This is a genomic window from Spirillospora sp. NPDC052269, assembly GCF_040679435.1.
In the GTDB taxonomy this organism is placed as follows: domain Bacteria; phylum Actinomycetota; class Actinomycetes; order Streptosporangiales; family Streptosporangiaceae; genus Spirillospora.
The window spans coordinates 74,125-85,948 of sequence record NZ_JBFAUU010000008.1; the positions used below are offsets into that span (position 1 = coordinate 74,125).

At 74.6% G+C, this 11,824-nt stretch carries 5 protein-coding genes; all 5 read left to right on the plus strand.

The genetic code is table 11. The features are described from left to right. The first annotated feature begins 50 nt into the window (after positions 1 to 50). The 5 genes from AB0L06_RS18615 to AB0L06_RS18635 all read left to right on the plus strand — a co-directional run bounded on the left by AB0L06_RS18615 (position 51) and on the right by AB0L06_RS18635 (position 11,821). Positions 51 to 2,840 (plus strand): AAA family ATPase, encoded by a 2,790-nt coding sequence (locus tag AB0L06_RS18615; RefSeq protein WP_500232255.1) that lies wholly within the window; start codon positions 51 to 53, stop codon positions 2,838 to 2,840. A gap of 137 nt (positions 2,841 to 2,977) precedes the next feature. Then, complete coding sequence (locus AB0L06_RS18620) at positions 2,978 to 5,740, plus strand: helix-turn-helix transcriptional regulator (protein ID WP_500232256.1); 2,763 nt, start codon at positions 2,978 to 2,980, stop codon at positions 5,738 to 5,740. Positions 5,741 to 6,008: 268 nt separating this feature from the next. Further along, positions 6,009 to 8,813 (plus strand): helix-turn-helix transcriptional regulator, encoded by a 2,805-nt coding sequence (locus tag AB0L06_RS18625; protein WP_500232257.1) that lies wholly within the window; start codon positions 6,009 to 6,011, stop codon positions 8,811 to 8,813. A 208-nt stretch (positions 8,814 to 9,021) separates the two neighbouring features. Beyond that, on the plus strand, positions 9,022 to 10,932 hold the full coding sequence (locus AB0L06_RS18630) for a LuxR C-terminal-related transcriptional regulator (RefSeq protein ID WP_500232258.1): 1,911 nt from the start codon (positions 9,022 to 9,024) through the stop codon (positions 10,930 to 10,932). Between the two features lie 214 nt (positions 10,933 to 11,146). Further along, on the plus strand, positions 11,147 to 11,821 hold the full coding sequence (locus tag AB0L06_RS18635) for a sigma-70 family RNA polymerase sigma factor (RefSeq protein WP_500232259.1): 675 nt from the start codon (positions 11,147 to 11,149) through the stop codon (positions 11,819 to 11,821). The last annotated feature ends 3 nt before the right edge of the window (positions 11,822 to 11,824 follow it).

Genomic DNA, 11,824 nt, shown 5'->3' on the forward strand with positions numbered 1-11,824 from the left:
CGCTGACACGAGCATCGGGCATGACGGGCAGATCCGAATAAGGGGACATCTTGATCGACGGCGCACCCCTTCGCGGACGAACGCGGGAACTGGCGGAGCTGGACGCGCTGGTCGATCGCGCCCGCGAGGGCCGGAGCGGCGTCCTGATCGTCTCCGGCGAGGCCGGGATCGGGAAGACCGTCCTGCTGGACCGCATGGTCGCGCAGGCGCAGGCCCAGGCGGGGGCGGGGGCGGGGGCGCAGGCCGGGGCGGACGTGCGGGTCGAGCAGATCGTCGCGTCCGAGTCCGAGATGGAGTTGGCGTACGCCGGGCTCCAACAGCTTTGCTGGCCGCTGATGGATTCGACCGGCAGCCTCCCGGCGCCGCAGCGGGAGGCGATCGAGGCGGCGTTCGGCCTGCGGGAGGCTTCGGCGCCGAGTCCGTTCCTGGTCGGGCTGGCGCTGCTGGGCCTGCTCACGGAGGCCGCGGGCGACCGGGCGCTGCTGTGCGTGGTCGATGACGCGCAGTGGCTGGACGAGGCGTCCGCGCGGGCGGTGGCGTTCGCCGCTCGGCGCCTGGACGCCGAGGGGATCGCGATCGTCCTGGGCATGCGGACGGTCGGCGAGGTGTTCGCCGGGCTGCCCCGGCTGGCCGTGGAAGGGCTCGGAAACCAGGACGCCCTCGAACTGCTGCGCCTCTCGGCCCCCGGACGCCTGGACCAGCGCGTCCGCGACCAGCTGATCGCGGAGTCGCGCGGCAACCCCCTGGCCCTGCGGGAACTGCCCCGGGCGCTGAGCCCCGCCGAGATCGCCGGGGGATTCGCCCTCACCGGCTCGATGCCTCTGGAAAGCCGTATCGAGCAGAGCCTGGTCGCGCAGCTGGAGTCGCTGCCCGAGTCCGCGCGCCTTCTCCTGCTGCTGGCCGCCGCGGAACCGACCGGCGACCCCGGACTGGTGTGGCGGGCGAGCGCCGCCCTGGGGCTGGGCCCGGAGGACTTCGACGCCGCCGAGGACGCCGACGCGCTCACCGTCGGCACGCGTGTCGGTTTCCGGCATCCGCTCGTTCGGTCGGCGGTCTACCGGGCCGCCTCCGCGGACGATCGGCGCCGCGTCCATGCCGCGCTGGCCGACGCCACCGGCGTCGACCACGACCCGGACCGCCGGGCGTGGCACCGGGCGAACGCGACACTCCGTCCGGACGAGGAGGTCGCCGCCGCCCTGGAACGCTCCGCCGAGCGCGCCCGGCGGCGCGGGGGAGCCGCGGCCGCGGGAGCGTTCCTGGAACGGGCGGCCGAGCTGACGCCCGCGCCCGTCCGGCGAGCGGAGCGGCTGATCGCCGCCGCCGAGGCCAAACACGACGCGGGCGCCCCCTCCATCGCCCTGCGCCTGCTCGACATCACCCGCGATCTCCCGCTCACGCCGCTGCAGGAGGCGCTCGTCACCCGGTTGCGCGCCCGCTCCGGCTACGCGCTGCGCCGGGACAACGACAGCGTGCGGCTCCTGCTCGCCGCGGCCCAGGGCCTCGAAGGACTCGACCCGGTGCTGGCCCGCGACGCCTACATCGAGGCACTGGCCGCGTCGCTGTTCGGCGGACGGCTGGGAGACGCCGAGCAGGTCGCGGCCGTCGCCAACGCGATCTTGGACGCGACCGACGGCGCCGAGGAGTCAGACCGCGCCCGCGACCTGATCCTGCGCGGGCAGGCGCTGCTGGCCGTCAAGGGACAGGAGGCGGCGCTCGACACCCTGCGCAGGGCGCAGCGCGCCTTCCTGGAGCAGGCCCCCGACTCCCTCGAACTGCACTGGGTGTGGTTCGCCTCCCGCGCCGCGCAGGACCTGTGGGACATCGGCGCGCTTCGCGCGCTCGCCCGCAGGCAGGTCGACCTCGCCCGCGCCGACGGCGTCGTGACCGTCCTGCCGATCGCGCTGAGCCTGCTGGTCACCGGGCAGATGACCGCCGGGGACCTGGCCGGCGCCGAGGCGTCCTGCGACGAGATCGACGCCATCAAGGAGGTCACCGGCAACCCCCTGCCCGTCTACGGGCGGATGTTCCTCGCCGCCTTCCGCGGGCAGGCCGAGGAGACCGAACGCCTGGCGCGGCGGATCCGGGCCGACACCCGGGCGCGCGGCGAGGGCTACGGGCTGAGCGCGGCCAACTTCTCCGAGGCGGTCTGCTACAACAGCCTCGGACGCCACGCCGAGGCGCTCGAGTCCGCCCGCGGCGAGATGCCCTACACCCACGAGTTGAACCACGCGATGCGCACGCTGCTGGAGGTCGTCGAGGCGGCCACGGGCGCCGGTGAGAGGGACCTGGCCGAGCAGGCGTACGAGCAGTTCGCGAGCGTCACCCGCCCGGTCGGGACGCCATGGGCGCTGGCCATGCTCGCGCTGGCCGAGGCCCAGGTGCGGGACGGGGACGACGACGCCGACCTCGACGCGCTGTACCGGAAGGCGATCGAGCGCTTCGAGGAGGAGCACATCCTGATCATGGTCGGGCGCTCCCGCCTGCTCTACGGCGAGGCGCTGCGGCGGCGCCGCCGGAACGCCGAAGCCCGCGTGCAGCTCCGCGCGGCGCACGAGCTCATGACGACGATGGGCCTGACCGGCTTCGCCGACCGTGCCGCCCGCGGGCTGAGCGCCGTCGGCGAGCGTCCGCGCGCCCGCACGCAGGCCCCGGCGGCGCGGCTCACCGACCAGGAGCTGAACGTGGCGCGCCTCGCCGGCCAGGGCCTCACGAACCGGGACATCGGCGCGCGGCTGTTCGTCAGCGCCCGCACCGCCGAGTACCACCTGGGCAAGGTCTTCACCAAGCTCGGCATCAAGGGCCGGGCCGAGCTGAAGGCCGCGCTCGCCGAGCTCGACTAGGCGGCCGCCGGACCACGGCCGCTCCCTCCCGCCCAGGGCGAAGACCGCGAGGTCATCCCTCCTGTTCCGCCGGCATCTCCGGCTAGAGTTCCACTCACCAGGCATTATGCGAGGACTGCTTCTGCGAAGGTGACACCGTGGCCGAGACCGTGCCTCTTCGCGGACGACACGCCGAGTCGGCCGAACTGCACGCGCTGGTCGACCGGGCCCGGGAGGGCCGGAGCGGCGCGCTGGTCCTCTCCGGCGCGGCCGGCATCGGCAAGACCGCCCTCCTGGACCGGATGGTGGCGCGGTCGCGCGCCGGGGCGGGCCTCCGGATCGAGCGCATCGTGGCGTCCGAGTCCGAGATGGAGCTGGCGTACGCGGGCCTCCAGCAGCTCTGCGGCCACATGATGGGTTCGGCCGAGAGCCTGCCCGCACCGCAGCGGGAGGCGATCGAGGCCGCGTTCGGCCTGCGCGAGGCCCCGGCGCCGAGCCTGTTCCTGGTCGGGCTCGCGGTGCTGGGCCTGCTCACGGAGGCCGCGGACGGCCGGGCGCTGCTGTGCGTGGTCGATGACGCGCAGTGGCTGGACGAGGCGTCCGCGCGGGCCGTGGCGTTCGCGGCCAGGCGCTTGGATGCCGAGGGGATCGCGATCGTCCTGGGCATGCGGACGGTCGGCGAGGTGTTCGCCGGGCTGCCCCGGCTGGTCGTCGAGGGTCTGGGCCGGGATGACGCGCTCGAACTGCTGCGCCTGTCGGCCCCCGGCGGGCTCGACCGGCGGGTCCGGGACCAGCTGATCGCGGAGTCGCGGGGCAATCCGCTGGCCCTGCGGGAGCTGCCTCGGGCGCTGAGTCCGGCCGAGATCGCGGGAGGGTTCTCTCTCACCGGCTCGATGCCCCTGGAGAATCGCATCGAGCAGAGCCTGGTCGCGCAGCTGGAGTCGCTGCCCGAGTCGACGCGCCTTCTCCTGCTGCTCGCGGCGGCGGAGCCGACCGGTGACGCCGCGCTGCTGTGGCGGGCGAGTGCCGCGTTGGGTCTGGGCGCGGAGGATTTCGACGCCGCCGAGGACGCTGACGCGCTCACTGTCGGCACGCGTGTCGGTTTCCGGCATCCGCTCGTCCGGTCGGCGGTCTACCGGGCGGCTTCGCCGGACGACCGGCGTCGCGTCCATGCCGCGCTGGCCGACGCCACCGGCGTCGATCAGGACCCGGACCGCTGGGCGTGGCATCGGGCGAACGCGACGCTGCGTCCGGACGAGGAGGTCGCCGCCGCCCTGGAACGGTCCGCCGAGCGCGCACGGACCCGTGGCGGCGCGGCCGCCGCGGGCGCCTTCCTGGAACGGGCGGCGGAACTGACGCCCGCGTCCGCCTGCCGCGTCCGCAGGCTGATCGCCGCCGCCGAGGCCAAACACGACGCGGGCGCGCCCCCGGCGGCCCTGCGGCTGCTCGACGCCACCGCCGGCCATCACCTCACACCGTTGCAGAAGGCACTGGTCACGCGGCTGCGCGCCCGCGCCGAGTACGCGCTGCGGCGCGACAGCAGCGGAGCACCGGCCCTGCTGGCCGCGGCGCAGGGCCTCGAAGGGCTCGATCCGGTCCTCGCCCGCGACACCTACATCGAGGCGCTGGCCGCCGCGATCTACGGCGGACGCCTCGGCGACGCCGAGCAGCTGACCACCGTCGCGAACGCGATCCTGGCCGCGACCGACGGCACCGAGGACAGCGCGCGGGGCTCCGACCGTGCACGTGACCTGATCCTGCGTGGGCAGGCGCTGCTGGCCGCCAAGGGGCAGGAGGCCGCGCTCGACACCCTGCGCAGGGCGCAGCGCGCCTTCCTCGACCAGACCCCCGACGCCCGCGAGCTGCACTGGATGTGGTTCGCCTCCCGCGCCGCGCAGGACCTCTGGGACGCCCGCGGGCTGCGCGCGCTCGCCGACCGGCAGGTCGAGCTCGCCCGCGCGGGCGGCGTCGTGACCGTCCTGCCGATCGCGCTGAGCCTGCTGATGGTCGCCCAGACCGTCGACGGCGAGCTGGACGCGGCCGAGGCGTCCTGCGACGAGATCGACGCCATCAAGGACGTCACCGGCAACCCGCTCCCGCAGTACGGGCGGATGTTCCTCGCCGCGTACCGGGGGCAGGCCGAGACGGCGGAGCGCTGGGCCGCGCGGATCCGCCCGGACGCGCAGGCGCGCGGCGAGGGCTACGGGCTGAGCGCGATCAACTTCGGCGAGGCCATCCTCTACAACGGCCTCGGACGCTTCGCCGAGGCCGTCGCGTGCGCGCGCCGCGAGCTGCCGTACACCCGCGAGCTGAACCACGCGATGCGCGCGCTCCTCGAACTCGTCGAGGCGGCCTCGCACACCGGCGAGAAGGACCTGGCCGAGCAGGCGTTCGAGCAGCTCGCGGAAGTGACCCGGCCGGTCGGGACGAACTGGGCGCTGGCCGTCCTGGCGATGGCGAAGGCCCAGGTCCGGGACGGCGCCGAGGCCGAGGAGCTGTACCGCGAGGCGATCACGCGGTTCGAACGCGAGCGGATCACGATCATGGTGGGGCGGTGCCGCCTGCTGTACGGCGAGGAGCTGCGCCGCCGGGGACGGCGCGCCGAGGCGGCCGAGCACCTCCGCGTCGCCCACGAGGTGCTCCGGTCCTGCGGCCTGAACAGCTTCGCCGGACGTGCCGCGCGGGAACTGGGCGAGATCGGCGAGGCCACCGGCGCGCGCAAGCGCGGATCGGCGGCGCGGCTCACTGATCAGGAGGTCAACGTCGCGCGTCTCGCCCGCGAAGGATTCACGAACCGGGACATCGGCGCGCGGCTGTTCATCAGCGCCCGCACCGCCGAGTACCACCTGGGCAAGGTCTTCACCAAGCTCGGCATCAAGGGCCGGGCAGAGCTGAAGGCCGCGCTCGCCGAACTGGAGTAGACGGCGCCAGGCGGCGTCGGGATGCCCGATCCCGGGCCGCTCACCTGTGCCGTTCACCAGTCCGCGCCCCTCCGCGCCGCCGTTCGCTCCCGCGTTTCCCTCGGACGTTCCGAGGGTTCCGTGCCGGGCGCCGGGGCTCATCGCGCGAACACATGATTTCCGGTTCCTTCGTGAGGGGCTGACCTGGTCCACTGCCGTTCGCCCTGTCGAGCGGGCCGTCCGGGTGAGGTATTGCGTTGGACATGGATCTGTTCCGGAGTCGCCGGTGATGAGTGATGCGGAAGGCGCGGTGGGGATGACGGCGCTGGTGGGGATGACGGCGCTGGTGGGCCGGGCGGCCGAGTGCCGGACGCTCGACGGGCTGGTCGCGGACGTCCGGGACGGGCGGAGCCGGGCCCTGGTGCTGCGCGGAGAGGCGGGTGTCGGCAAGTCGGCGCTGCTGGAGCACCTGGTCGCGCACTCCACCGGATGCCGCATTGTCACCGCCGCCGGCGTCCAGTCGGAGATGGAACTGCCGTTCGCGGCCCTCCACCAGCTGTGCGTGCCGCTGCTGGACCGGCTCGGCGACCTGCCCGCGCCCCAGCGCGACGCGCTCGGCACGGCGTTCGGGACGCGCGCCGGCGCCCCTCCCGACCCGTTCCTCATCGGCCTCGCCGTCCTCCACCTCATGGCCCACGCGGCCGAGGAGCGCCCGCTCGTGTGCGTGGTCGACGACGCCCAGTGGCTCGACCGCGCCTCGGCGCAGATCCTCGCCTTCGTGGCCCGCCGCCTGGTAGCCGACGGCGTGGCCTGCGTCTTCGCCGTCCGTGAAGCGGACGAAGCGGACGAGGCCGGTGCCGCCGACGCGGTGGACGTCCTGCCCGGCCTGCCCGTGATGGAGGTGCACGGGCTCCGGGACGCCGACGCGCGGACGCTCCTCGCCCGGGCCGTCCCGGGGCCGCTGGACGCGGAGGTGCGCGACCGGATCCTGTCCGAGTCGCGCGGGAACCCGCTCGCCCTGCTCGAACTGCCCCGCGCCGCCGCCTCCGGCGGGTTCGCGCCCGCGGCCGGGTCCGGACGGTCGCTGGCCCTCCGCCTCGAGGCCGGCTTCCAGCGAAGGCTGAACGAGCTGCCCGCCGCCGCCCGGACGATGCTGCTGCTCGCCGCCGCCGACCCGCTGGGCGATCCGGCCCTGCTGCGCCGCGCCGCCCGTGCCCTCGGCGTCGACGCCGCGGCGGCCCACGGGGCCGGTGACCTGATCGACTTCGGTGAGCGGGTGCGGTTCCGGCACCCGCTCGTCCGCTCCGCGGTGTACAACGCGGCCGCCCTGGGGGAGCGGCGGCGGATCCACCGGGCGCTGGCGGACGCCACCGACCCGGGCGGCGAGCCGGACCGGCGGGCCTGGCACCGCGCCCAGGGCGCCGCCCGGCCCGACGAGGCCATCGCCGCCGAACTCGTCCGCTCGGCGGACCGCGCCCAGGCCCGCGGCGGCGTGGCGGCCGCCGCGGCCTTCCTGGAACGCGCCGCCCGGCTCACCCCCGACGGCCTGCTGCGGGCGGAGCGCGCCCTCGGCGCCGCCCGCGCCCGGCACCTGGCGGGAGCGCCGGAGTCCGCGCTGGCCCTGCTCGCGGCGGCCGAGGCCGGGCCGCCGGACGAGCTGCGCCGCGCCAGATCCGACTCCCTGCGCGCCGAGATCGCCCTGACCTCCAACCGCGGCACCTCCGCCCCGGCCATTCTGCTGAAGGCCGCGGCGCGGCTCGAGCCGCTCGACGCCGAACTCGCCCGCGACACCTACCTGCAGGCGCTGCTCGTGGCGATCAGCGTCCTGCCCGAATGGGACGACGTCACCGAGGTCGCCGCCGCCGGACGGAAGGCCCCGCCTCCGCTCGGGACGCCCCGCACCCCCGACCTCGTCCTGGACGCCCTCTCCCTCATGTACACGCGGGACACCCTGACCGCCGAACCGGCGCTGCGCCGCGCCGTGGAGGTCGTCATGGGGGAGCGGACCGTCCCGGCGGAACGGCTCCGCTGGACCTGGCTCGTCAACCTCTGCACGATGGCGCTGTGGGACGAGCGGGCCTGCCGCGAGCTGACCGAGCGCTACGTCCACCTCATCCGCGACGCGGGCGCGTTCGCGCTGCTGCCCCTGGTCCTCAGCATGATGACGATGCTGCGCCTGTTCGAGGGCGATCTCGCGGAGGCCGCGACGCTGAACGAGGAGGCGAAGGCGAACGCGGTCGCCGCCGACGTCTGGACGACGTCCGGCGCCCTGGTCCGGACGGGCGGGGACCTCGGCCTCGCGGCGTGGCGGGGCGACGAGGCGGAGACCGAGCGGCTCGCGGCGGTCGTCGAGAAGGAGGCGGCCGTCCGCGGCGAGGGCCGGACGGTCGAGATCGGCCACTGGGTCCGGTCCGTCCTGTACAACGGGCTCGGCCGGTACGAGGAGGCCCTCGACGCCGCCCTCCTGGCCGGGGTGGACCCGCACGCGCCGAACGGCTGCGGCGTCCACTGGGCGCCCCTCGAGATCATCGAGGCCGCCGCCCGCACCGGCCGGACGGAGCTGGCCGCCCGGACCCTGGAACGGCTCACCGACTCGACCCGCGCGGGCGGCGCGGACTGGGGCCTCGGCCTGGAGGCCCGCTGCCGGGCACTGCTGTCCGAGGGCGAGGAGGCCGACCGCCTCTACCGGGAGGCGATCGACCGGCTCGGCCGCACCCGCATGGGGGTGGACCTCGCGCGCGCCCACCTGCTCTACGGCGAGTGGCTCCGCCGCGAACGCCGCCGCGCGCAGGCCCGGGAGCACCTCCGGACCGCGTTCGCGTCGTTCGGCCGGATGGGCATGACGGCGTTCGCGGACCGGGCTGCGCGTGAGCTCCAGGCCACCGGCGAGACCGTCCGCAGGCGGACCGCGGAGGCCGTCGAGGACCTCACGCCACAGGAGGCGCAGATCGCCCGGCTGGCCCGCGCCGGGCTGACCAACAAGGAGATCGCCACCCGCCTGTACGTCAGCCCCCGCACGGTCGAGTACCACCTGCGGAAGGTCTTCGCGAAACTCGGTGTCACCTCGCGCAACCAGCTGGAACAGCTCCTCTGAGCCGTCCGGCGCCGGGCCGCCGTCCCGGGCCCCGGGTTTCCTCGCCGACGCCGTCCGCTGGGGACGCTCCCTGGGGACGCCCACTGGGGACGCCCGGGTGTCCCTAGGGACCGCACCCGGGCATCCCCTGATGCGACCGCGGCACGACCCCGGCCACAGTGAGTTCGGGCCGGTCACAGGCGTCCGGCCCGGAACGGACGGAGGGGGAATGGCGGTCGAGGAGTGGGTGCTGGAGCACCTTGGGGAGCTGTCGCCGCGGACCCGGGAGGTGCTCCGGCCGGCGTCGGTGCTCGGCGACGAGCTGGAGGCCGGACGGCTCGCAGACCTCAGCGGGCGTCCCGTCACCGATGTGGTCGCGGCGCTGCAGGAAGCGATCGAGGCCGGTGTGGTCGTCGTCGGCGATCCACTCGTGTTCCGGAACGCGGTCGTCCGCGAGGAGATCGGCGGGACGGTGCCCGCGACGCTGCGGCGGACACTGCGCAAGCGGGCCGCCGAGCTGAGCCTGGCGCAGGGCACGCCCGTCGCCCACGTCGCCCTGGCCTTGGCCGAAACCGCCGAACCGGGCGATGGCGATGCCGCCGTGCTGCTGCGCAGGGCCTTGACCGAGCTCGCCCCGGCCTCACCGGACGCCGCCCTGCCCCTCGCCAGGAGGGCCGTCGACCTCGCCCCGCCCGGCTCGGTGGAACGCGCCGAGGCCGTGGCGGACGCCCTTCCGCTGCTCACCCGCGTCGGACGTGGCGAAGAGGCCCGGCGGCTGGCCGGAACCGTCCTGGACGGCGCGCTGCCCGCAGCCGTCGAGGCACGGGTCCGGCTGGGCGCGGCGATGGCGGCGATGCAGGGCCCGTACGACGAGATGCTGCGGCACAGCCGGGCCGGTTCCGGCTTGGACGGCATTCCTGACGGGCTGCGCGCGCGGCTGATGGCCCTGCACTGCCTCGCCGCGTTGCTGACGGGCGACGTTCCGGCCGCCGAACGGCTGCTGGCGCCGTCCACGCAGGCCGCCGTGCAGGCCGAGGACCAGGCCGCTCTGGCGTTGGCCCGGACGGCCGGCTCCCTCATCCGAGCCTTCCGCCTGGACTTCACCGGAGCCGAACGTCTCGCCACCGAAGCCGTCGCCATCGCACCGGACTCGTCCACGCGCCACTTCCCGGCCGTCTGCCGGGCGCTGCTGCACGGCATGACCGGGCGGCTGGACGAGGCACTGCGGGAATCCGCCGACGGCGTCGCCGCAGCGCGCCGTCCGGGCCACGCCCCTGGGCTGGCCCTGTGGCTCGCCGCCCGCTCCCGGCTGCTCCTCGCCGCCGGACGGCTCGCCGAGGCGCGCGCGGAGGCCGAGGCCGCGTTGGCGCTGACCGGCGAATCCGGCGCGGACGGCGTGGCCGCCCTTGACGCGCTCTCCGTCCTCGGACGCGTCGACGCGTCGACCGGCACCCAGCACCCCATCAGCCCCCGGTTCGCCGAGGCCATGGCCTGCGGGCCGCGGACCGTGCCCGCATGGCCCGCCGACCCGGCGGACGACCCCGCCCTCGTCCGGCTGGCCCTGCGCGGCGGCCGGACCGACCAGGCCGCCGCCGTGGTGGCCGAGGCCGAACGCAGGGCCGTCCTCAACCCCGGCACCCCGCTCTTCGAAGCCGTCGCCGCACACGCCCGCGGCCTGCTCGACGACGACGTCCAGCCGATCCTCCGGGCCGTCGAAATCCTCGAGGGAATCGAATTCCCTCTCGCCCTCGCCTCCGCCCGGGAAGACGCTGGAAAACGGTTCATGGAAACCGGTCGTGACAGAGCCGCCGAACACCTCGCCCACGCCGAGAGCATCTACGTGAGAACCGGCGCCCGAAAAGAGGCGGAAAGAGTCCGGCGCAGGCTGGGCGGCGCCGGGCGGCGACGACGAACCAGGCGACCGCGAACAACACAGGGCTGGGGTGCGCTGACCCCCGCCGAACGAAGAGTCGCGTCACTCGTGGCCGAGGGGGCGACCAACCGCCGGGCCGCCGAACAGCTCTTTCTCTCCCCCGCGACGATCGGCACACACGTCATGCACATCTACAGCAAGCTCGGCGTGAACTCCCGCGTGGAACTCGCCCGCGCATATATGGAACGCCGCGAAGTTCGCGACTAAAAGAGCGTCAGAGCGAAACCGGATCCACTTTCAACAGTGGATCCGGCGTCCCGACTTGCCCTTTTATAGTGCCCCGGCATAGGTGCGGATCACCCTTCATTGATCTCATGTGTTCGTGTCATGTCGTTCACGAGCCAATGCGAGACCGTGATGTGGGGGGAGATCCGCCCGAGGGAATTCCGACACCACCCGCATTGTGAAGGCGCCCGTGAGCATGAACGCAGTACAAGACCAGCTGAACTCTCTCGACAAGGCCACCGCCGTCTTCCTCGAAACGCGTCCGCGCCTCTTCGGCATCGCCTACCGGATGCTCGCCAGCAGGGTTGAGGCCGAGGACCTCGTCCAGGACACCTGGCTGCGCTGGCAGGGCGCCGAACGCGCGGCCATCGCCAACCCCGCCGCGTTCCTCACCCTGATCACCACGCGGCTGTCCATCAACGCCGCGCAGTCCGCCCGGGTCCGTCGCGAGTCCGCGATGGAGCCCTGGCTGCCCGAGCCCGTCGACACCGGCGCCGACCCCGCCGCCGGAGCCGAGCGCGGCGACGCCCTCGAACACGCCCTGCTGCTGCTCCTCGAACGGCTCACCCCGGCGCAGCGCGCCGCGTACATCCTCCGCGAGGCGTTCGTGTACCCCTACGAGGAGATCGCCGAGATCATCCAGCTCAGCCCGGCCAACGTCCGCCAGCTGGTCAGCCGGGCCCGCAAACACCTGAACGGCTCCCGGCGCAGGACGATCGACACCGGCGAGCACCGCCTCCTCCTTTCGGCGTTCCGCGGCGCGGCCCGCGAAGGCGACGTGACCGCCCTGGAAGCCCTCTTCGCCACCACCACCGACCCCGCCGACGCCCCCCGTCCCAGCCGGCGCGAACCCCAACTCGCCGGACGCTGACCA